The following is a 20,654-nucleotide window of genomic DNA, read 5'->3' on the forward strand; positions in this document are numbered from 1 at the left end:
GATGTCCGAGATCACCAGCAAGACCAACACCGGCCGCTTCTTCGAGGATTTCAGGCTCGGCGAGACGATCGTTCATGCGACGCCGCGCACGGTCACGGTCGGCGACGTCTCTCTGTATACCGCGCTCTACGGCCCGCGCTTCGCTGTGCAGTCCTCCGACGCCTTCGCCAAGACGATCGGCTATGCCGCCGCGCCGGTCGACGACCTCCTCGTCTTCCACATCGTCTTCGGCAAGACCGTGCCGGACATCTCGCTCAATGCCGTCGCCAATCTCGGCTATGCCGATGGCCGCTTCCTCAAGCCGGTCTTCCCCGGCGACACGCTCTCGACCACCTCGGAGGTGATCGGGCTGAAGCAGACATCGGGCGGCGACGCCGGCATCGTCTATGTCCGCTCGATCGGCCGCAATCAGCACAATGAGATCGTGCTGAGCTATGCCCGCTGGGTGCTGGTGCGCAAGCGTCGGCCCGGCACACCGGCGGAGTTCGAGCAGGTGCCGGAATTGCCGAAGAGCGTCGCCCCGGAAGCGTTGGGCGAGGGCTGTCCGTCGCTGCATCCCGCCGCCTATGACGACGCGCTTGCCGGCTCGCCCTTCCGCTGGGGCGCCTACCAGGCGGGCGAGCGCATCGACCATGTCGATGGCATGACCGTCGAGGAGGCCGAGCACCAGATCGCCACCCGGCTCTACCAGAACACCGCGAAGGTGCATTTCGACGCCTATGGCGCGCGCGAGACCCGCTTCGGCAAGCGCCTGATCTATGGCGGCCACGTCATCAGCCTGGCGCGGGCTTTGTCCTTCAACGGGCTCGGCAACGCCTTCCACATCGCCGCGATCAATGCTGGCCGGCATGTTTCGCCGCTCTTTGCCGGAGACACCGTCTTCGCCTGGAGCGAGGTGCTGGAGGTGGCCGAGCTGCCGGGGCGCGAGGATGTCGGGGCGCTGCGCCTACGCCTCGTTGCAACCAAAAACCTGCCCTGCAACGAGCATCCGCTGAAGCACGCCGACCAGTATGCCGACGGCGTGATCCTCGACTTCGATTATTGGGCGCTGCTGCCGCGCTGAGCCGGTCTCAGCGCGAGCGCGTGTCCTCGCCTGTCTTCTTCACGCTGACCGTGCCCTTGGCGTCGACCGTCGCCTCGTAGGTCAGGAGGTCGACCCGCTCTTCCTGCGAGATCGAGACGGTGAAGGAGGTCGTCGAGTTCTGCTTGATCGCGCTGATGCCGCCGCCGCCGACCTGCTTATAGCTGCGGCTGATGTCGGCGAGGATCGCCTCGATGATGCATTTGGAGCGTTCGATCGCGTTCATCTGGCAGCGCTTTCCGGTAGCATGGGCGGGGCCGAGCAGGCCGAGCATCCCGCTGACAACGAGGGTGAGCATGGCAAGGTTTCGTCGGCCGGTTGAGGTCATGGCGGTTTCGCCGAGACGATAGGAACTCATTTGCGGTGCGGCCGGGACGTGAGCATCGCGTTCGCGGCGACCTCCGCCGGTAGTCGCGGATAGATCTTCTGCAGCTTGGCCTCCCAGTCGCTCGCCGCCAGGGCATTGCCCTTGCCGGAGAGCGCGACCATCGCCTTGCGCCAGGGCATGGCGTGGCTGAGCCGCAACTGCATGCCCTGGCCCATCACCGAATATTTGTCGACATCGGCGACGCCATAGCAATTCGACGCATTGGTGTTGCCGCCGGGCGGGCAATGCGGCTTGCCGACATCGACATGCGCGAGCCCGAGCAGGTGGCCGATCTCATGGACATGGGCGCGCTGCATGATCGGCTTGCCCTTGCTGTTGGTGCCCTTCTCCGCGGGTTTGATATCCAGGTTGTCATAGAGCTTGGCATGCGAGCCGAACCAGGTCTCGCTCTTGTGCAGCCGGACCACGTCGATGACGTGATGGTGGCCGCCGAGCCTGATGTCGCGATCCTCGATCTTGAGAAGGCACCAGATATTGGGCCGGTAGCGCAGGCTCGTGCTGTCATCGGCCCGGAAGCCGGCAGGAAGCCAGGACTTGCCGTCCCAGGGCCGGATCCCGACCGGATTGTGCTGGATCCAGATGCCGAGCGGGTTCTTCTCGCATTCATAGAGCGGGAAGTTGTTGGAGAGCCAGAATTTGCCGTTCCAGAAGCGGGTCGCCGACGCCACGAAGTTCTGCTTCCACAGATTCCAGCTGCCGGCCGTCCATTTGACGATCTTGCGTGTCGGCTCCGCCGCGTCGCCATAGTCGTGATAGCTGCCCTCGGCTGCGCCCGCGGCCGGGTTGATCTGCCGGAAGCCGAGCTTCAGCGTCAATGTCAGCTCTGCGTTAGTGTAGGAATCGCACCGATCGGTGTTCAGCTCGGCCTCGAACTGCGGCAGGCTCATCGCCAGCTTCATGAATGCTCTCGTTCTGTGCGATGGTGGCCCGGCGGCCGGTGGCGCGCAGCGCTTGCGCGGCCTTGAACTGTTTTCGCGGGCCGGCTGCGGCCTTGTGAGCATAGAAAGTTACAGATTTCGATTTCTGTAATCGCACAAATGCATACCGCATTGCGGCATGGAGATGGTTTCGTTAGAGAGCCATTCACTCTAGAACGATACCAAGCGATCTTCGCTTCGTGAGCTTGAAGGGTCGGGAGTTCAAGACTTGGCCGAGTCCAGACCGGCGGCGCGCCCGCTTTCACCGCATCTGCAGATCTATCGCTGGTCCTGGACCATGGCGGCGTCGATCGCCCATCGCGCCACCGGGATGGCGCTCTATGGTGGCACTCTGCTGATCGCGCTCTGGCTCATCGCCGCCGCTTCCGGCCCGGCCGCCTACGAGACCGCGCAGTGGATCGCCGGCTCCTTCCTCGGGCGGCTCGTGCTGTTCGGCTACACCTTCGCGCTGCTGCACCACATGGTCGGGGGGCTCAGGCACTTCGTCTGGGATCTCGGCCTCGGCTTCGACCCGCAGACCCGCACGAACCTGGCCAAGTACAGCGTTGTCGTCTCCGGCGCGCTCACCGTGCTGGTCTGGATCATCGCCCTGACGCGCTGAGGAACCAAGCCGATGCTCTCCAACTCCTCGATGCGCACCCCGCTCGGCCGCGTCCGCGGCCTCGGCTCCGCCAAGTCCGGCACCGGGCATTTCTGGCTGCAGCGCGTCACCGCCGTCGCCAACGTCATCCTGGCGATCGGCTTCCTCTGCATCGTGCTGTCGCTCATCGGCAAGCCCTATGGCGCCGCCATCGCGACACTGGCCAAGCCGCAGGTCGCGATCCTCATGCTGCTCTTCACCGTCTCCGGCGCCGTCCACATGCGCCTCGGCATGCAGGTCGTGATCGAGGACTATGTCCACCACGAGGGGCTGAAGATCCTCGCGGTGATGGCCAACACCTTCTTTGCGATCGCCGTCGGCGCCGCCTGCGCCTTCGCGCTCCTGAAGATCTCGTTCGGAGGCTGATCATGGCGATCACCCGCGCCCGCCCCCTCCCGGCTTATACCGGCCAGGCCTACGCCATCACCGACCACACCTTCGACGTCGTCGTCGTCGGCGCCGGCGGCGCCGGGCTTCGCGCCACGGTCGGCTGCTCGCAGGCCGGCCTGCGCACCGCCTGCATCTCCAAGGTCTTCCCGACCCGCTCGCACACCGTCGCGGCCCAGGGCGGCGTCGCCGCCTCGCTCGGCAATATGGGCAAGGACACCTGGCAGTGGCACATGTACGACACCGTCAAGGGGTCGGACTGGCTCGGCGACCAGGACGCGATTGAATACCTCGTGCGCAATGCCCCGGCCGCCGTCTATGAGCTCGAGCACTGGGGCGTGCCGTTCTCGCGCACCGAGGACGGCAAGATCTACCAGCGCCCCTTCGGCGGCATGACCACCGATTTCGGCAACGGCCCGCCGGCCCAGCGCACCTGCGCCGCCGCCGACCGTACCGGCCACGCCATGCTGCACACGCTCTATGGCCAGGCGCTGCGCTACAACACCGAGTTCTTCATCGAGTACTTCGCCATCGACCTGATCATGGACGAGGACGGGCATTGCCGCGGCGTGCTCGCGCTCAAGCTCGATGACGGCACGCTGCACCGCTTCCGCTCGCAGCAGACGATCCTGGCGACCGGCGGCTATGGCCGCGCCTATTTTTCGGCGACCTCGGCCCATACCTGCACCGGCGACGGCGGCGGCATGGTGCTGCGCGCCGGCCTGCCGATGCAGGACATGGAGTTCGTGCAGTTCCACCCGACCGGCATCTACGGCTCGGGCTGCCTGATCACCGAGGGCGCCCGCGGCGAGGGCGGCTATCTCACCAATTCCGAGGGCGAGCGCTTCATGGAGCGCTATGCACCGAGCGCCAAGGACCTCGCCTCGCGCGACGTCGTCTCACGCTCGATGACGATGGAGATCCGGGCTGGCCGCGGTGTCGGCAAGGACAAGGATCACATCTACCTGCATCTCGACCATCTCGACCCGAAAATCCTGCACGAGCGTCTGCCCGGCATCTCGGAGAGCGCCAAAATCTTCGCCGGCGTCGACGTCACCCGCGAGCCGATCCCGGTGATCCCGACCGTGCACTACAACATGGGCGGCATCCCCACGAACTTCCACGGCGAGGTGCTGACCAAGGTCGACGGCGATCCGGACATGGTCGTGCCCGGCCTGATGGCGATCGGCGAGGCGGCTTGCGTCTCCGTGCACGGCGCCAACCGCCTCGGCTCGAACTCGCTGATCGACCTCGTCGTCTTCGGCCGCGCCGCGGGTCTGCGCTGCGCCGAGACCGTCAAGGCCGGCGAGAAGCAGCCGGAGCTGCCGGCGAATTCGGCCGATCTCTCGCTCACCCGCCTCGACAAGTACCGCAACGCCAAGGGCGGCACGCCGACCGCGGTGCTGCGCGACAAGATGCAGCGGACCATGCAGTCCGATTGCGCTGTCTATCGGACCGGCGAGACGCTCGAGGCCGGCCACAAGGCGATCCACGAGGTCTGGGCCGGCATCACCGACATCGGCACCACCGATCGCTCGCTGATCTGGAACTCCGACCTGATCGAGACGCTGGAGTTCGAGAACCTGATCACCCAGGCGGTGGTCACCATGGACTCGGCGCTGCAGCGTCCGGAAAGTCGCGGCGCCCATGCCCGCGAGGACTATCCGAACCGCGACGACAAGGACTGGATGAAGCACACGCTCGCCTGGATCGACGACGAGAAGCGCACCGTCACGCTCGATGACCGTCCGGTGCACACCTACACGCTCTCGAACGACATCGAATACATCAAGCCGAAGGCGCGGGTGTACTGAGGACGATCTGACCGATGGCTGAATTCACTCTCCCGCAGAACTCCCGCCTGACCGAGGGCAAGGCCTGGCCGAAGCCGGCCGGTGCCAAGAAGGTCACCGAGTTCAAGATCTATCGCTGGAACCCCGACGACACCGCCAATCCGCGCACCGATACCTATTATGTCGACCGCGATGATTGCGGGCCGATGGTGCTCGACGCGCTGATCTGGATCAAGAACAAGGTCGACCCGACGCTGACCTTCCGGCGCTCCTGCCGCGAGGGCATCTGCGGCTCCTGCGCCATGAACATGGACGGCAAGAACGGGCTCGCCTGCACCACCGGCATCGACGAATGCGGCGCTAAGGGCAAGGTCGCGATCTACCCGCTGCCGCACATGCCGGTGGTCAAGGACCTCGTCCCCGACCTCACCCGCTTCTATGCCCAGCATGCCTCGATCGAGCCCTGGCTCAAGACCACGACGCCGGCGCCCGAAAAGGAATGGAAGCAGGCCAAGGACGACCGCGAGAAGCTCGACGGCCTCTATGAGTGCATCCTGTGCGCCTGCTGCTCGACCTCCTGCCCAAGCTATTGGTGGAACGGCGACCGCTATCTTGGTCCCGCCGCGCTGCTGCAGGCCTATCGCTGGCTGATCGACAGCCGCGACGAAGCCACCGGCGAGCGCCTCGACAATCTCGAGGACCCGTTCCGGCTCTATCGCTGCCACACCATCATGAACTGCGCCAACGCCTGCCCGAAGGGCCTCAACCCGGCCAAGGCGATCGCGGAAGTCAAGAAGATGATGGTGGCCCGCCAGGTCTGAGGGCGCAAATCCGCGAGCGCGGCCGCCTGACGCGGCTGGCTGCGCTTGCGCCGCGGCAGGGCGTCATTCTCGGGCGGAGCGCAGCGCAGACCCGAGAATCTCATGACGAGAAGGCGCTATGAGAGCCTCCTACGGCCTGAGATGCTCGGGTCAAGCCCGAGCATGACGCGCTTTAAAGATAGCGTTCCGGCCTGAATGGCGCCGGATCGGCCGGCGACGCCTCGCCGCAGACCAAAGCGGCCAGGATTTCGCCTGTCACCGGGCCGGTCGAGAAGCCGATATGCTGATTGCCGAAGGCGAGCCAGAGGCCGGGATTGCGCGGCGCCTGCCCGATCATCGGCAGCGAATCCGGCAAGGTCGGGCGCGAGCCGCGCCAGGTCGTCTCCTCCGCCGGCTCCGCCAGCGGGAAGGCCTCGCGCGCCCGCGGCAGCACCTGCTCGATCTGGGCGTGGTCGTCGGGGGCGTCGCGATGGGCGAGCTCGACGCCGCTCGTCAGGCGCAGGCCGAGCTCCATCGGTGCCAGCATGTAGGACGCCTCGACGTCATAGATCGGCCGGTTGAGGAAGCGCCCCTGCGCCGGCTTGTAATGCCGGTGATAGCCGCGCTCGACATTGAGCGGCACCTTGAGGCCGAGCGGCTTGAGCAGGTCGGCGCTCCATGGGCCGAGCGCGACGACCGCGAGATCGGCGTCGTGCTGCCCGCCCTTGGCGGTCACGCGCCAGCCTTCACCCCGCTTGGACAACGAAGTGACCTCGTCGCGCAGGATCGTGCCGCCGCGGGCGGCGAACAGGGCAGCGTAGGCCTCGACCACGGCGCCCGGCCAGTCGACCGAGGCGCTGTCCTTGTGGTGCAGGGCGGCCGAGAAGATCGGATTGAGGCTCGGCTCCAGCGCCGAGAGGGCCTGGCGGTCGAGCACCTCGACGCGGACGCCGTGATCCTCGAGGAAGGTCCGGCGCGCTTCGGCGGCCGACCGCCCGGCCTCGCTGCGCCAGAGCTCGAGGAAGCCGGTGTCGCGCAGGCGCCAGGCGATGCCGGCCTCGGTCATCAGGCGCTTGTGCAGCGGCAGGGAGGGCGTGATCAGGCTTTCGAGCGCTGCGACCCGCGGAGCGAGCCGCTCCGGCTTGGCCTCGTTGAGGAAGCCGAGGATCCAGCCGGGATTGGCGAGGAGATGGCCGAGCCGGTAGCGCACGGCCGCGTGCCGATTGCTCAGATATTTCGGCAGGTTCTTCCACAGGCCGGGATTGTTGAGCGGCATGATCGAGGAGCGGCTGATCACGCCGGCATTGCCATACGAAGTCTCGCGGCCGGGCTCGCGCCGGTCGATCAGTGTGACCTTGAGGCCGCGCTTCTGCAAGGCGAGCGCGCAGGAGACGCCGACCATGCCGGCGCCGATGACGATGACAGAGCGAGTCACGCGATGGAATCCTGCTCGGCCGGCTCTTTCAGCCAGTGGTCGAGGAAGCCGTCGAGCCAGGCGCGCACGGAGGGATCGTACTGGTACCAGCCTTCGAGATGCTGATGGCGCAATTGGGCGCCCGGCATCAGCGTGCGCTCATGGGCGCGCACCGACCAGCGGCACATCATCGCCAAGGTCACCTCGGGGTGGAACTGCAGGCCATAGGCCTTGCGGCCGGTGCGGATCGCTTGGACCGGAAAGTCGCCGCCGGTCGCCAGGCATTCGGAGCCGGTCGGGCAGTCGAAGCCCTCGCGATGCCATTGATAGACCGTTTGCGGCCAGGTGCAGCCGGATGCAGTGGCGTCGGCATGGCCGGCGTCAGTCAGGCTGAGCGGGTAATAGCCGATCTCGGCCCGGCCCTGCGCATGGGTGTAGACGGTCGCGCCGAGATGGCGGGCCAGCATCTGCGCACCCAGGCAGAGGCCGAGGAAAGGCGCTTCTTCCTTGAGGCAGACCCCGATCCAGTCGGTCTCGGCCTTGACGAAATCGTCGGGGTCGTTGGCGCTCATCGGCCCACCGAAGATCACCGCGCCAGCATGGTCCTGCATGGTCTGCGGCAGCGGGTCGCCGAAGCGCGGCTTGCGGATGTCGAGGGCATGCCCGCGCTCGGCGATCAGGCGGCCGACGCGGCCGGGCGTCGAATGCTCCTGATGCAGCACGATCAGCACCGGTTTGCGCGGCGGCAGGCCATCGAGGCGGGTGCGGAGCCGGCGGCGCGTCGGGAAGCGATAGGACAGATCGTTCATCGCGATGGTCGATTGCGCTCCCGAGACCGGATTCTCCATGCCGGACAGCACCTAAAATGCGGTTTGCCGGCCCCTGCGGCAAGCAAATTATGCGCCATGGCTGGCATGACGGAGGCCAGCGCCATGCATGCTCCGTGCAATCTTTCATCAATAGACCTCTGGCAATGCAACCCTCAGTGCTGACGGCGATTGACTTTCGAGCCGGGCTCAGGCATGAGAATGAACGTTCATTCTCATCATTCCAAAGAAGCATGTCGCAGGTCTTCACCTCCTTCTCGGCCGAACGCGGCCTTTCGGAGCGCCACGTCCACATCCTCGATGCGGCCGAGCGCGTCTTCGCGCGTGCCGGCTTCCATGCGGCGACGATGAACGACATTGCCGCGGAAGCGGGAATGAGCCCGGGCAATCTCTATCGCTACTTCTCGTCGAAGGATGCGATCATCGGTGGCATCAGCGAACGGGATCGGACCGAGGTCGCGGCCGATTTTGCTCAGCTCGACCCGGGCAGGGGCGGCTTGCTTGACCAGCTCGAGGAGCTCGGCCGCCAACACATGGTGCGTAAGCCGCGCGAGAAGGCGATCATCGCCCTGCAGATCTGGGCGGAGGCGTCGCGCACCCCGGAAATGGCACGAATCTGTGCCGGTTTCGACGAGATTGTCGAGCAGGGGCTCGGTGCGGCGGTCGCGGCGGCCGTGGCGAGCGGGGAGCTGCCGAGCAATCTCGATCAAGCGCGCTTTCTGCAGGCGCTATTCATGATGGCGGACGGCTTTTTCTGCCGACGCGCCGTCGATCCCGATTTCGACGCCGGCGCCGGCGCCGATGCCCTGTTCGCCGCGATGCGCGGTCTGGCGCAGACCATGCTGCTGCCATCCGCCGGCGATCCAACCTCCTAGAGACGAAGACTGACATGCCCGTATCGTCCAAGACCCTGATCCTGCTGCCGCTCGTCGCGCTCATCTGCGCGCCGGCAGCCGCCTTCGCCCAGGCTCCGGCCTCCGCTGCCACCGCCCAGCAGCCCTCCGCCGGGCCGGCCATCACGGTCACGAACGCCAAGCGCGACGAGATCGTGCAGAGCGTCGTCGTCTCGGGCTCGATGATCGCGCGCGACGAGATCATGGTTGCGCCCGAGATCGACGGCGTCGTCATCACCGAGCTGCTTGCCGAGGAGGGCGATCGCGTCGCCGCCGGCCAGGTGCTGGCGCGGCTGTCGCGCACCACGCTGGAGGTGCAACGTTCCCAGAACGAAGCGCAGATCAAGCGTGCCGAGGCGGCGGTCGATCAGGCCAAGGCGCAGATCGTCGAGGCCGAGGCTAATCTCGTCCAGGCCAACAACGCCTTCGACCGGACCAAGGCGCTGCGCGACAACGGCAATGCGAGCCTTGAGACCTTCGACCAGCGCGCCGCCGCGGCGCGCGGCGGGCAGGCGCGGCTGAACTCGATGAAGCAGGCGCTTGCGATCACCACGGCCGATCTGGCGCTGGCCCAGGCACAAGGCCGCGACATCGATGTCAAGCTCGCCCGCACCGAGATCAAGGCGCCGAAGGCTGGCATCGTCAGCCGCCGCAACGCGAAGCTCGGCGCCATGGCGACGATGGCGGCCGCCGAGCCGCTGTTCAAGATCATCGCCGATGGCGCAATCGAGCTCGAAGCCGATGTCGCCGAGGTCGAATTGCCCAATCTCAAAATCGGGCAGGCGGTCGCGGTCACGCCGGCCGGGGCGGACAAGCCGCTCGAAGGCACGATCCGGCTGATCTCGCCGGAGGTCGACAAGGCTTCGCGGCTCGGGCGGCTGCGCATCACGCTGACGGGCAATCCGCCGGTCGCCGTCGGCTCCTTTGCCCGCGGCGTGATCGAGACCGGCCGCAAGACCAGCATCGTGCTGCCGCTTTCGGCGATCACCTATGCGCGCGGCAGCGCCATGGTGCAGGCGGTCAAGGACGGGCGGGTGACGACCAAGAAGGTCACGCTCGGCCTGATCGGCGGCGGGCGCGCCGAGATCGTCTCCGGCCTTGCCGAGGGCGAGAGCGTGGTAGCGCGGGCCGGCACCTTCGTGCGCGACGGCGACGCGATCACGCCGGTCGTGACGAACTGAATCGACGGAGCCATCCGTGAACGTCAATTTCTCCGCCTGGTCGATCCGCAAGCCGGTACCGGCCATCCTGCTCTTCGTCGTGCTCTGCGTGCTCGGGCTGCTCTCGTTCTCGAAGCTGCCGGTGACGCGCTTCCCGAACATCGACGTGCCCTTCGTCTCGGTGACGGTGACCCAGTCGGGCGCCGCCCCGGCCGAGCTCGAGAGCCAGGTTAGCAAGCGCGTCGAGGACGCGGTCGCCAACATCACCGGCGTCAAGCATGTGATGTCGACGCTGACCGACGGCTCCTCGGTGACGTTGGTCGAGTTCAGGCTCGAAACCAACACCGACCGCGCCGTCAACGACGTCAAGGACGCGATTGCCAAGATCAGGGCCGATCTGCCCCGCACCATCGACGAGCCGGTGATCCAGCGCATCGATGTCGAGGGCCAGTCGATCCTGACCTATGGCGCCTCCTCGCCCGGCATGACGCTGGAGCAGCTCTCCTGGCATGTCGACGATGTCGTCTCGCGCGAATTGCAGGGGCTGAAGGGCGTCGGCCGCGTCGAGCGCTATGGCGGCGTCGATCGCGAGATCAGGATCTCGCTCGATCCTGACCGCTTGCTCGCGCTCGGCACCACCGCCGGCGAGGTCAACCGCCAGATTCGCGCCACCAACGTCGATCTCGCCGGCGGGCGCGGCGAGGTCGGCGGCCAGGAGCAGGCGATCCGCACGCTCGCCAGCGCCAAGACCGTCGCGGAGCTCGCCGACAGCAAGATCCAGCTCACCGGCGGGCGCGAGGTCCGCCTGAAGGAGCTCGGCCGGGTCGAGGACGCCGCCTCCGAGCCGCGCGCCTTCGGCCGCCTCAACAAGCAGCCGGTCGTCTCCTTCGCGGTGTTCCGTTCGAAAGGTTCGAGCGAGCTCTCGGTCAAGGACGTGGTCGCGGCCAAGATCGACGAGCTCAACAAGCGCTATCCGACGATCGCGCTGAAGCCGATCGATGACGCCGTCGCCTATACCCAGGGCAACTACAAGGCTGCGATGGAGACGCTGCTGGAGGGCGCGGTGCTCGCCGTCGCCGTCGTCTTCGTCTTCCTGCGCAACTGGCGGGCGACGCTGATCACCGCTATTGCATTGCCGCTGTCGGCCATCCCCACCTTCTGGGCGATGGAGATGCTCGGTTTCTCGCTCAACCTCGTCAGCCTGCTCGGCATCACCCTGGTGACCGGCATCCTGGTCGACGACGCCATCGTCGAGATCGAGAACATCGTCCGGCACATGAAGATGGGCAAGTCGCCCTATCGCGCCGCGATGGAGGCGGCCGACGAGATCGGTCTCGCGGTGATCGCGATCACGCTGACCATCGTCGCGATCTTCGCGCCGGTCTCGTTCATGGGTGGCATCGCCGGCCAGTATTTTCGCCAGTTCGGCCTTACCGTCGCGATCGCGGTGCTGTTCTCGCTGCTCGTCGCGCGCCTGATCACGCCGATGATGGCGGCCTATCTGATGCGCCCGGTGAAGCATCACGATGCCAAGGACGGCTTCGTGATGCGCGGCTACTCCTGGCTGCTGGAGACCTCGTTGAAGCGCCGCCGCATCCCGGTGTTGCCGCGCTTCGACGGTTCGCGGACCTGGCGCAGGATTCCGTTCAATACCGCCTATCTGACGCTGATCGCCGGCTTCGGCTTCCTCTTCGTCTCGATCCAGGCGACTGCGCTGCTGCCGACCGGCTTCTTCCCAGAGGAGGATACCGCTCGCATCGTCGCGTCGGTCGAACTACCGCCCGGCGCGACGCTGGAGGACACCACCGTCGCCACCGACAAGATCGTCGACAAGCTGCGCGAGATCCCGCAGGTGACGAACGTCTTCGTGCTTGGCGGGGCCTCGCCGACCGGCCAGCGCGAGGTGCGCCGCGCCGCGGTCTTCATCATGCTGACTCCGAAGGCCGAGCGCGACGTGCCCCAGAAGGAGCTCAAGGTCGTCATCGCCGAGAAGCTCGCCGGCGTGCCTGACGTCCGTGCCTGGTACGTCAACGAGCGCGGCGAGCGCGAGATGGCGTTCTCGATCCTGTCCAAGGACGGCGATGCGCTCGACGACGCCGTGGCGAAGATCGAGGCGCGCATGCGCCAGGTTGACGGCTATCTCAACGTCGCCTCGGCCGGCTCGCTGGCCCGGCCGGAGCTGCGCGTCACGCCGAAGCTCGAGCAGGCCGCCAATCTCGGCGTAACGCCCGAGGCGATCTCGGAAGCGCTGCGCGTCGCCACCATCGGCGACATCGGCCCGAACCTCGCCAAGTTCAACGCCGGCGACCGGCTGGTGCCGATCCGCGTCCAGCTCGACGAGGCCGCCCGCGCCGATATCCGCAACATCGCGGCGCTGCGCGTCGTCAACAATGCCGGCGTCTCGATCCCGCTCACGGCGGTGGCCGAGATCGGCTTCGGCGAGGGTCCGTCCTCGATCGACCGCTATGACCGCGTCAGGCGTGCCACCATCGGCGCCGACCTGAAGCGCGGCTTCGAGCTCGGCACGGCGCAGGACAAGTTCCAGGAGATCGTCAAGGAAGTCGGCCTGCCCGAGGGCGTGCGCATCGCCGCGACCGGCGACGCCGAGATCCAGGGCGAGGTCGTGCAGGGCTTCGTCCAGGCGATGACCACCGGCCTGATGCTGGTGCTCGCCGTGCTGATCCTGCTGTTCGGTTCGGTCTTCCAGCCGATCACCATCCTGCTCTCGCTGCCGTTGTCTTTCGGCGGCGTGGTGATCGCGCTGCTCGCCACCAACAACCCGGTCTCGATGCCGGTCTATATCGGCCTGCTCATGCTGATGGGCATTGTCACCAAGAACGCGATCATGCTGGTCGATTTCGCGGTCGAGGAGGTCGCGCGTGGCAAGGACCGGATGACGGCACTGCTGGAAGCCGGCCACAAGCGCGCCAGGCCGATCGTGATGACCACCATCGCCATGGCGGCGGGCATGCTGCCCTCGGCCTATGGCGTCGGCGACGGCGGCGAATTCCGCGCGCCGATGGCGATCGCGGTGATTGGCGGCCTGATCGTCTCGACGGTGCTCTCCCTCGTCTTCGTGCCGTCCTTCTACGTGGTGATGGACGATCTCGGCCGGCTCACCGGCTGGATCTTCGGCCGCTTCTTCGGCAAGGCCGAGGATGAGAGCCAGTGGGATGCGATCCGCGAGGAGGAGACGCCCGGCGAAGCCAGCGCCAAGGCGATGGCGGGCAAGCTGCCGCCACCACGGCTGGCGGCGGAGTGAGATGGTAGTGGTGCTTTAGTCGGACAGGTAGCGCGTCGGAGCGGGCGCGCTGCGCTCCGATGAGCTACCTATTTTGCACGGCTGCTACCGGCGGAGGGCTGCGTCTTACATTTCCGCCATGGAAGACCAGTTCCTCGCAGCGAGAGCGCCGAGCAGCCAGGGCCAGGATGGTCGCGGCGCCATTGCCTTGCCCGCAAGTGGTGCGCCTCTCGGGCATGTGGCGCTCGTCATGCTGGCGGCGACCTTGCCCATCCTGGTCTCGGGCGGTGCCTTCTTCGTCGATGGGCCGAACCATCTTTTCCGGGTGACCTTGTGGGAGATGCTGCTGGCCGACGACGCGGTCGCCCAGTTCTTCCAGGCCGGCGAGAGGCTTTATCCGAATCTTGCCATTGATGTCGTCACCAGCGTGCTGAGCAGGATCGTGACGCCGTCGGTCGCGCTGACGGCGTTCATCTGCATGGCGGTGTGCGTCTATATTGCCGCCGCCGTCTGGTGCCGGCAGGCGCGGGGAGAGAGAACGGACCTTCCCGTCCTTCTCGTCATCCTTCTCGCCGTCTATTCCGAGCCGCTCTATTGGGGGCTGTTCAATTACATCCTCGGGCTCGGGGTGATGTTCGTCGCGCTCCACAGGGCGATCGAGCAGCACAAGACCCCCTCGGACGGCTTCGGCGTCAGCCAGGCCCTTGTCCTGGGCGCGATGTGCCTGATCAGCATCTTCCCGGTGATGCTCTATGTCTGCTTCTGCTTCGGCATGCTCGCGGTCGCTGCCTGCGACGACTGGCGGGCACGGCGCTTCGCCGAGAGCGCCGAGTTGCTCCGGTCTCACTGGCTGTCGGCCCTCATGGTGGGCGCGCTTCTGCTCGTCATGGAGCCGGGTCAGTCAGGTCCGACGGAATGGCATCTGATCACCAAGGTCACAGGCGTCTTCTCTGTCGGCAAGACAACGAACCTGTCGCTCGAATATGGCTTGTCGGCACTCGTCCTGGGCGTCGTCGGCTTGCTGGTCTGGCGGCGGGGTCTGAATGCCGGCCGACATGAACTGGCCGGGCTGCTCGCAGGCGGCCTGCTATTCATCGTCATGCCGAAAGACCTGATGAGCGTCGGCGCTGCAGATCGCCGCCTGGTCCCGGCGATCGTGACGATCGCAGTGATCTACCTGCGCGGCCCGTCGCCGCAACCTGTCGGGCCGGACAGGGCAGCGTCTGCGCTTCTAATTGCGATCGTGGCCCTAAAGGCCGGGCTGCTGATCTATCTCTGGTCTCCGCTCAAGCAGATCGATGCGGCCTACGAAGCGATCGCAAAGCAGATCCCTGCGAATGCGATCGTGCTGCTTGTTCCGCAGGTCGAAGAGGTGCGCCCGGGCGCGGTCGAGCGTGCCTGGCGGTTTGCAAGACTGGTCAGGGTGCTTCAGCCGGTCCCCGCAGCCGAAGCGCATGTCTTCGTCGAACACCCGCATCTGCTGCTGCGGCATCTGGCCGGCCGCAACGTGCTGCCGACGCAGGTTTTCCTGAATTTCTGGGCAAAGCGGGCACCTACCCTTCCGCAACTGCCCGATCCCGCGACGTCCGAGACCTTGGCCGAGGTGGCGGCGGAGCTGGCATGGCTGCCACGAGACGTCACCGCCTTCGTGGTCTCGCATATCGAGCTCGACGATGCCCTCGTACCCGATCTGGCGGTGCGGAAGATCACGGAGGTCGGGGGCGTGAGACTCTACACCGCGACCCGGGTCGGCGATCTCCTGAAATGGCCCGACAGCTAGGCAGCTTCGCGGCACCGCACCGGGATCGCTTCAGTTTTCCTGCCGGCCAAACGCCTCAGCAGCGATTTTGATCGATGCATGTGTGAGATCGGGTGGGCCGGTGAAGTCTCAGACTGCTTCCGGTTCGGCCTCGGCCGCGCGCTTGCGCTCCACCGCGTCGCGATAGGCGGCGGTGAGGTCGTCGAGCACTGACTGCGCTGGCCGGGGTGCGCCGAGATGGAGGAAGCGCAGCTCCTCCATGAATTTCTGCCAAAGGACGGGGCCGCCATCCGCCAGGATCTCGGCGCGGATCGACATCTCCGGCGTCACCGGCAGGAAGCGCCGGCCCCAATCGGCCATGGCGGCGAAGACCGGCACCAACGAGATGCCAATCTCGGTCAGGCTGTAGATGCCCTTCTGCTTGTGGCTGGCGTCGTCGCGGCGCGAGAGCAGACCGTTCTCGAGCAGGCGTTTCAGCCGATCGGCAAGGATGTTCGAGGCGATGCCTTCATCCGATTTCGCCAGCAATTCGCGGAAATGCCGGCGATTGCCGAACATGATGTCGCGCAGGACGATCAGGCTCCAGCGATCCCCGAGGATTTCCAGGGTCAGGTTGATCGGACAACCCGAGCGACCGGTCTCTTTCATGCGCGTCTCCAAAACCGCTTGCATTCTACAATCAGTTTCGCTACAAGCCAACTGCTTGCAAAACGCAAGCGGTTTTGATGGCGCTGTACAGCGCCTGCAGGGAGGATGCGATGGCCAAGGTGATCGTCTGGAACCTCGTGACGCTCGACGGCTATTTCGAGGGCACCGAGAAATGGGACTTGTCGTTTCACAACGACGCCTGGGGCGAGGAGCTCGATGCGCTCAGCAAGGAGTTCGGCAAGCGGGCGCAATGCCTCGTCTTCGGCCGCGTCACCCATGACGGGATGAAGGCCTATTGGGCCTCGGCCGATGCCAAGGAGGACAGCGAGGTCACGCGCTATATGAACGCGCTGCCCAAGCTGGTGGCCTCGCGCAGCGTCGACAGCTCCGACTGGAACAATACCCGCGTCACCGCCGATATCGTCGGCGAGATCGCCAAGCTGCGGGCCGCGCCGGGCAAGGACGTCCTGGTTTTTGGCAGCGCGGAACTCTGCGACACGCTGCTCAAGGAGAAGCAGGTCGACGAGCTGATGCTGGCGCTCGTGCCGGTCCGCCTCGGCGCGGGCACGCCGTTCTTCAAGGCCGGCGGCGAGCGCCGGAAGCTCGACCTGCTGGAGAGCCGGCCGCTCAAGAACGGCACGGTGATCCTGCGCTACGCCGCCGGGAACTGAACGGTGGTGCGTAAGCTTGCGGAAGGGGGCTTCTATCCCTTCCGCACCACTGCTCGGTGCTATTGCTTGAGGCCGATCAGGACGCCATCGGCTCCGAGAGAGAGCTGCAGGCCCCGGCGCTTGGTCGCCAGCCGCATGACCACGCCCTTCGCATTGCGCAGCCAGAGCGTGCCGCGGCCCTGGTCGCCGAGCGCCCAGCCCTCGCGGACCTGGACATAGGCGCCGGTGAAATCCTCGACATTGGTCAGGTGGTAGACCGACCCGGTCGCGGTCAGGCGCGAGGCGCCGATGCCGCCGATCCCGAGGCCGCCGACGGTGAGGTTGTAATTGCGCTTGTTGAAGCGGAGCGTGCCGCCACCGACCGCGCCGGAGCCGACGAAGGCGACCTGCAGCTGGTTGATGGTGACGGTTCCGGCTGGCTTGCCGCCGGGACGTGATTGGGCGCCGGCTGGCGCGCTGACCAAAAGGCAGGCGAACAGTGAAGCAGCAATCCGGGTGATCATGACCAGATCTCCTCGGCCTCGAGCTGAGACCGGGGAGATTCTGCGCCGAATTGATCGGCGTTCAAGCTGCCTTTTATCTTGCAGCGCAATGGTCCGGGCTAGCTCAGCCTTTCCGCACCAGCAGCACCGCCGCCAGGATCGCGACGCCGCCGAAGGCCTGGGCCGGCGAGGGCTGCTCGGCGAAGATCGCCCAGGCGGCGAGCACAGAGACCAGCGCCGGCCAGACCATGACCAGTGAGGCGGCATTGGCCCCGTAATGGCCGAGCGCCAGCGTGATCAGGCCCTGGCCCATGGCATGGGCGATCAGGCCGAGCGCGGCGACGGCGAGCCAGCCGGTCAGGCTCTGCGGCAGGATGGTCTCGCCCAGCGCCAGCGCCGCAGCGAGGGCGAAGACGGCGCAGACGGCGCTGGAGATCAGCCCGATCCGGCCGGAGGCGGCGAGATTGCGGGCGCGGCGCACGGCGAGGATGTAGCCCGCGTAGGCGAAGGCGGCGGTGATGGCGAGGCCGTCGCCGAACAGGCTGGCGCCCGAGAGCGGCGGGGCCGCGCCGGCCGACAGCTTCGGCAGCACCAGCATGCCGGCGCCGCCGACGGCGAGGATGAGCGCGCCGAGGATGCGCCGCGTCGGCTTCTCGCCGAAGATCAGCCAGCCGCCGAGGATGACGCCGACCGGCGAGAGATTGCCGAGCAGCGAGGCGTTGGCGATGCTGGTCTGGCCGAGCGCGGCGTTGAACAGCACGACGTCGAAGCCGAAGGCGATGCCGGCGATCACGATCGGCAGCATCGCGCCGGGCTTGGCGCGTGCGGCGCCATTGCCGCGATCCTCCAGCGCCGCCCAGGCCGCGAGCACCGGCAGGGCGAAGGCCATGCGCCAGAAGCCGGCGGCGGCCGGGCCGACATCTGCGAAGCGCACGAAGATGCCGGAGAAGCCGATGCAGGTCGCGCCGGTCATCAGCACGAGGAACATGCCGAGCGCCGGAGCGGCGGGACGGTCGGGCAAGGACAGGCTCGGGGCGGACATCGGATGGGCTTTCGAGTCGTGAAATCGACGCAGCCCTCATCCTGGGGAGCCGCGATCTGTGATCGCTTCTCGGGATGAGGGCTGCTTGTTGCCCGAACATAGCCCGCTTCCAGCGATCGGAAAAACGGATTATCCTGATTTATCTATTGCTGTTTCCGATGGAGTGGCGATGTCGACCCATCTCGATCTCGATGCCCTCGCCATGCTCGTCGCCGTCGCCGAGACCGGCGGATTCACCGCGGCCGGCCAGAAGCTCGGGCGCACGCAATCGGCGGTTTCAGGCCGGGTCCAGGACCTCGAGGCGGCGCTCGGCAGGCAATTGCTGGAGCGCTCGCGCCGCGGCGTCACGCCGACGGAAGCGGGCGAGCGCCTGATCGCCCAGGCCCGCCGCCTGCTCGCGATCGAGCGCGAAGCCAGGGCGGAGCTCGACGGCGACAAGGCGGTGGGCCGGCTGCGCATCGGCCTGCCGGACGACTATGTCGACGCCTATTTGAGGCCGCTGATCGTCCGTTTTGCCGAGGAGCATCCGCGCGTCGAGATCGAGGTGCATTGCGAACTCTCTAAGCGGATCGAGCCGGCGGTGGCAGCCGGCGAGCTCGACCTTGCGGTAATCACCCAGGACCCGGGTCGGCCGAAGGGCGAGCGCCTCAGGCGCGAGCCGCTGGTCTGGGTCGCGGCGCGCGGCCACCGGCCGGAGCTGAGCGAGGTCCTGCCGCTGGGCCTGTTCAACGAGGGCTGCCGGGCGCGCCCGCGCATCCTCAATGCGCTGCAGGCGGCCGAGCGGCCGCACCGGCTGGTGTTCTCGTCCTCGCATATGGCCGGGCTGCTCTCGGCTGTGGAGGCGGGCCTGTGCGTCACCGCGATCACGGAGAGTGCCGCACCGGCATCGCTGCGACGGCTGGAGTCGTCCGAGAACCTGCCGGCGCTGTTCGAGCTCTCGGTCGCGCTGGTGATCGCGCCGCAGGCCGGCGTGGCGGCGCGCCACTTTGCGCAAGCCTTGCGCGAGGCGATGGCAGCACCGCGGCTGGCAGCCTGACGGCTTCGGTCAGGCTGCGACCCGCTCCGGCTCGTCGGCGTCGAAGCCGGTCTCCTTGGCGAGAATGCGCTGCATCCTCGCCTCGTCGAGCGAGTTCTCCCATTTCGACACGACGATGGTGGCGACGCCGTTGCCGATCAGGTTGGTGAGGGCGCGCGCCTCCGACATGAAGCGGTCGATGCCGAGGATCAGCGCGATCGAGGCGACCGGGATATGGCCGACGCTGGCCAGCGTCGCGGCCAGCACGATGAAGCCCGAGCCGGTGACGCCGGCGGCGCCCTTCGAGGTCAGCAGCAGTACGGCGATGATGCCGATCTCCTGCGACAGCGAGAGGTCGGTGTTGGTCGCCTGCGCCAGGAAGACGGCGGCCATGGTCAGGTAGATGCAGGTGCCGTCGAGGTTGAAGGAATAGCCGGTCGGGATGACCAGGCCGACCACGCTCTCCTTGCAGCCGAGATGGGTCATCTTGGCGATCATGCGCGGCAGCACGCTCTCGGAGGAGGAGGTGCCGAGCACGATCAGCAGCTCCTCCTTGATGAAGGCGATGAACTTCAGGATCGAGAAGCCGGCCAGCCGCGCGATCGTGCCGAGCACCAGGAAGATGAAGATCAGGCAGGTCGTGTAGAACGAGGCCATGAAGGAGCCGAGCGAGAGCAGGGTCCCGACGCCGAATTTGCCGATGGTGAAGGCCATTGCGCCGAAGGCGCCGATCGGGGCGGCCTTCATGATGATGCCGACGACCTTGAAGAAGATCTGGGCGATGTCGTCGATGAGGTGCAGCACCGCCTTGCCGCGCTCGCCGAGCATTTGCAGGCCGAAGGCGAAGAGCAGCGCGAAGAACAGCACCTGCAGGATCTCGCCATTGGCGAAGGCGCCGACCACCGTCTCCGGGATGATGTTCATCAGGAAGGCCAGGGTGCTCTGGTCGTGAGCCTTGGCGGTGAAGGCGGTGATGCCGGCGGTGTTGATCGTCGAGGGATCGACGTTCATGCCGACGCCGGGCTTCCAGAGATTGACCACGAGAAGGCCGACGATCAGCGCCAGCGTGGTGACGAATTCGAAATAGATCAGCGCCTTGAGGCCGACCCGGCCGACCTTCTTCATGTCGTCCATCGAGGCGACGCCGTGGACGACGGTGAGGAAGATGATCGGGGCGATGATCATCTTGATCGCCTTGATGAAGGCGTCGCCCAGCGGCTTCATCGCCTCGCCGGTCTGGGGGTAGAAATGGCCGAGCAGCACGCCGATGGCGATCGCGGTCAGCACCTGGACATAGAGATGGGTCCACCACGGGCCCTGATGGCCCCGCATGACCTCTGCCGACGCCGTCGCCATGGTCGCTTCCCCTTGTCGCGCGCCCTGTCAGGCCGGCGCGTTCATAAAGGGCTACGCCCATTCCCGGAGGGCGGCAAGCTTGGGTTGAAGCGTGATGATCACGGGAAAGCGAGAGTCCT

19 protein-coding genes are annotated in these 20,654 nt (G+C 66.6%); 11 read left to right on the forward strand and 8 right to left on the reverse strand.

The window, feature by feature from the left end; all coding sequences use genetic code 11:
* Position 1: 1 nt before the first annotated feature.
* Positions 2–1,063 (forward strand): MaoC family dehydratase, encoded by a 1,062-nt coding sequence (locus AC3WLC_RS08645; protein WP_493683516.1) that lies wholly within the window; start codon positions 2–4, stop codon positions 1,061–1,063.
* Between the two features lie 7 nt (positions 1,064–1,070).
* Here AC3WLC_RS08645 and AC3WLC_RS08650 read toward each other — a convergent pair whose 3' ends face one another.
* Together AC3WLC_RS08650 and AC3WLC_RS08655 are read right to left on the reverse strand one after the other, a co-directional pair.
* The gene (locus AC3WLC_RS08650) at positions 1,071–1,379 is read right to left on the reverse strand and encodes a hypothetical protein (RefSeq protein WP_493683517.1); all 309 of its coding nucleotides are present in this window, start codon (positions 1,377–1,379) and stop codon (positions 1,071–1,073) included.
* A 56-nt stretch (positions 1,380–1,435) separates the two neighbouring features.
* Positions 1,436–2,368 (reverse strand): hypothetical protein, encoded by a 933-nt coding sequence (locus tag AC3WLC_RS08655; protein ID WP_493683518.1) that lies wholly within the window; start codon positions 2,366–2,368, stop codon positions 1,436–1,438.
* Positions 2,369–2,615: 247 nt separating this feature from the next.
* Here AC3WLC_RS08655 and sdhC point away from each other — a divergent pair, with 247 nt between their 5' ends.
* From sdhC to AC3WLC_RS08675, 4 genes are read left to right on the forward strand one after another with little or no spacing between them, the layout of a single operon-like run.
* Entirely contained in the window at positions 2,616–3,008 is a 393-nt protein-coding gene (gene sdhC, locus AC3WLC_RS08660) for a succinate dehydrogenase, cytochrome b556 subunit (protein ID WP_493683519.1), read from the forward strand.
* Between the two features lie 12 nt (positions 3,009–3,020).
* Entirely contained in the window at positions 3,021–3,413 is a 393-nt protein-coding gene (sdhD, locus tag AC3WLC_RS08665; protein ID WP_493683520.1) for a succinate dehydrogenase, hydrophobic membrane anchor protein, read from the forward strand.
* A 2-nt stretch (positions 3,414–3,415) separates the two neighbouring features.
* Complete coding sequence (gene sdhA, locus AC3WLC_RS08670; RefSeq protein ID WP_493683521.1) at positions 3,416–5,248, forward strand: succinate dehydrogenase flavoprotein subunit; 1,833 nt, start codon at positions 3,416–3,418, stop codon at positions 5,246–5,248.
* A 14-nt stretch (positions 5,249–5,262) separates the two neighbouring features.
* The gene (locus tag AC3WLC_RS08675; protein WP_493683522.1) at positions 5,263–6,048 is read left to right on the forward strand and encodes a succinate dehydrogenase iron-sulfur subunit; all 786 of its coding nucleotides are present in this window, start codon (positions 5,263–5,265) and stop codon (positions 6,046–6,048) included.
* A gap of 172 nt (positions 6,049–6,220) precedes the next feature.
* On the opposite strand, the gene AC3WLC_RS08680 is transcribed toward AC3WLC_RS08675, so the two are convergent.
* Both AC3WLC_RS08680 and AC3WLC_RS08685 read right to left on the reverse strand, forming a co-directional pair.
* Positions 6,221–7,462 carry an NAD(P)/FAD-dependent oxidoreductase gene (locus AC3WLC_RS08680; RefSeq protein WP_493683523.1) on the reverse strand — a complete coding sequence of 414 codons (1,242 nt, stop codon included), beginning with the start codon at positions 7,460–7,462 and terminating at the stop codon, positions 6,221–6,223.
* Positions 7,459–8,289 carry a glutamine amidotransferase gene (locus AC3WLC_RS08685; protein ID WP_493683524.1) on the reverse strand — a complete coding sequence of 277 codons (831 nt, stop codon included), beginning with the start codon at positions 8,287–8,289 and terminating at the stop codon, positions 7,459–7,461. Before AC3WLC_RS08685 ends, AC3WLC_RS08680 begins: the two co-directional genes overlap by 4 nt.
* Positions 8,290–8,306: 17 nt before the next feature.
* Between AC3WLC_RS08685 and AC3WLC_RS08690 the strand changes: the two genes are divergently transcribed.
* The 4 genes from AC3WLC_RS08690 (at position 8,307) to AC3WLC_RS08705 (ending at position 15,342) form a co-directional block, all read left to right on the forward strand.
* Positions 8,307–9,143 (forward strand): TetR/AcrR family transcriptional regulator, encoded by an 837-nt coding sequence (locus AC3WLC_RS08690; protein WP_493683525.1) that lies wholly within the window; start codon positions 8,307–8,309, stop codon positions 9,141–9,143.
* A gap of 14 nt (positions 9,144–9,157) precedes the next feature.
* Positions 9,158–10,342 (forward strand): efflux RND transporter periplasmic adaptor subunit, encoded by a 1,185-nt coding sequence (locus AC3WLC_RS08695; RefSeq protein WP_493683526.1) that lies wholly within the window; start codon positions 9,158–9,160, stop codon positions 10,340–10,342.
* A gap of 16 nt (positions 10,343–10,358) precedes the next feature.
* Entirely contained in the window at positions 10,359–13,583 is a 3,225-nt protein-coding gene (locus AC3WLC_RS08700; RefSeq protein ID WP_493683527.1) for an efflux RND transporter permease subunit, read from the forward strand.
* A gap of 229 nt (positions 13,584–13,812) precedes the next feature.
* The gene (locus tag AC3WLC_RS08705) at positions 13,813–15,342 is read left to right on the forward strand and encodes a hypothetical protein (protein WP_493683528.1); all 1,530 of its coding nucleotides are present in this window, start codon (positions 13,813–13,815) and stop codon (positions 15,340–15,342) included.
* Positions 15,343–15,450: 108 nt separating this feature from the next.
* Here AC3WLC_RS08705 and AC3WLC_RS08710 read toward each other — a convergent pair whose 3' ends face one another.
* Complete coding sequence (locus tag AC3WLC_RS08710; RefSeq protein WP_493683529.1) at positions 15,451–15,969, reverse strand: winged helix-turn-helix transcriptional regulator; 519 nt, start codon at positions 15,967–15,969, stop codon at positions 15,451–15,453.
* A 110-nt stretch (positions 15,970–16,079) separates the two neighbouring features.
* On the opposite strand from AC3WLC_RS08710, the gene AC3WLC_RS08715 reads away from it, so the two are divergent.
* On the forward strand, positions 16,080–16,640 hold the full coding sequence (locus AC3WLC_RS08715; protein WP_493683530.1) for a dihydrofolate reductase family protein: 561 nt from the start codon (positions 16,080–16,082) through the stop codon (positions 16,638–16,640).
* A 59-nt stretch (positions 16,641–16,699) separates the two neighbouring features.
* On the opposite strand, the gene AC3WLC_RS08720 is transcribed toward AC3WLC_RS08715, so the two are convergent.
* Positions 16,700–17,143, reverse strand: coding sequence for a hypothetical protein (locus AC3WLC_RS08720; protein WP_493683531.1), 444 nt, complete (start codon positions 17,141–17,143; stop codon positions 16,700–16,702).
* A 103-nt stretch (positions 17,144–17,246) separates the two neighbouring features.
* The gene (locus tag AC3WLC_RS08725; protein WP_493683532.1) at positions 17,247–18,143 is read right to left on the reverse strand and encodes a DMT family transporter; all 897 of its coding nucleotides are present in this window, start codon (positions 18,141–18,143) and stop codon (positions 17,247–17,249) included.
* Between the two features lie 190 nt (positions 18,144–18,333).
* Between AC3WLC_RS08725 and AC3WLC_RS08730 the strand changes: the two genes are divergently transcribed.
* Entirely contained in the window at positions 18,334–19,200 is an 867-nt protein-coding gene (locus tag AC3WLC_RS08730) for a LysR family transcriptional regulator (RefSeq protein ID WP_493683533.1), read from the forward strand.
* Between the two features lie 9 nt (positions 19,201–19,209).
* Here the strand turns inward: AC3WLC_RS08730 and AC3WLC_RS08735 are convergent, their stop codons facing one another.
* Entirely contained in the window at positions 19,210–20,535 is a 1,326-nt protein-coding gene (locus AC3WLC_RS08735; RefSeq protein WP_493683534.1) for a dicarboxylate/amino acid:cation symporter, read from the reverse strand.
* Positions 20,536–20,654 lie beyond the last annotated feature (119 nt).

The sequence above is a fragment of the Allobosea sp. GW821-FHT03A12 genome (assembly GCF_058986765.1).

Bases quoted from the DNA above. Each gene is read 5' to 3' on its own strand.
- AC3WLC_RS08695 (WP_493683526.1), top strand. From the start codon at position 9,158: ATGCCCGTATCGTCCAAGACCCTGATCCTGCTGCCGCTCGTCGCGCTC.
- AC3WLC_RS08720 (WP_493683531.1), bottom strand. From the start codon at position 17,143: ATGATCACCCGGATTGCTGCTTCACTGTTCGCCTGCCTTTTGGTCAGC.
- sdhD (WP_493683520.1), top strand. From the start codon at position 3,021: ATGCTCTCCAACTCCTCGATGCGCACCCCGCTCGGCCGCGTCCGCGGC.
- AC3WLC_RS08715 (WP_493683530.1), top strand. From the start codon at position 16,080: ATGGCCAAGGTGATCGTCTGGAACCTCGTGACGCTCGACGGCTATTTC.
- AC3WLC_RS08730 (WP_493683533.1), top strand. From the start codon at position 18,334: ATGTCGACCCATCTCGATCTCGATGCCCTCGCCATGCTCGTCGCCGTC.
- AC3WLC_RS08655 (WP_493683518.1), bottom strand. From the start codon at position 2,368: ATGAAGCTGGCGATGAGCCTGCCGCAGTTCGAGGCCGAGCTGAACACC.
- AC3WLC_RS08705 (WP_493683528.1), top strand. From the start codon at position 13,813: ATGCTGGCGGCGACCTTGCCCATCCTGGTCTCGGGCGGTGCCTTCTTC.
- AC3WLC_RS08710 (WP_493683529.1), bottom strand. From the start codon at position 15,969: ATGAAAGAGACCGGTCGCTCGGGTTGTCCGATCAACCTGACCCTGGAA.
- AC3WLC_RS08690 (WP_493683525.1), top strand. From the start codon at position 8,307: ATGCGGTTTGCCGGCCCCTGCGGCAAGCAAATTATGCGCCATGGCTGG.
- AC3WLC_RS08735 (WP_493683534.1), bottom strand. From the start codon at position 20,535: ATGGCGACGGCGTCGGCAGAGGTCATGCGGGGCCATCAGGGCCCGTGG.
- AC3WLC_RS08685 (WP_493683524.1), bottom strand. From the start codon at position 8,289: ATGGAGAATCCGGTCTCGGGAGCGCAATCGACCATCGCGATGAACGAT.
- sdhA (WP_493683521.1), top strand. From the start codon at position 3,416: ATGGCGATCACCCGCGCCCGCCCCCTCCCGGCTTATACCGGCCAGGCC.
- AC3WLC_RS08645 (WP_493683516.1), top strand. From the start codon at position 2: ATGTCCGAGATCACCAGCAAGACCAACACCGGCCGCTTCTTCGAGGAT.
- AC3WLC_RS08650 (WP_493683517.1), bottom strand. From the start codon at position 1,379: ATGCTCACCCTCGTTGTCAGCGGGATGCTCGGCCTGCTCGGCCCCGCC.
- AC3WLC_RS08675 (WP_493683522.1), top strand. From the start codon at position 5,263: ATGGCTGAATTCACTCTCCCGCAGAACTCCCGCCTGACCGAGGGCAAG.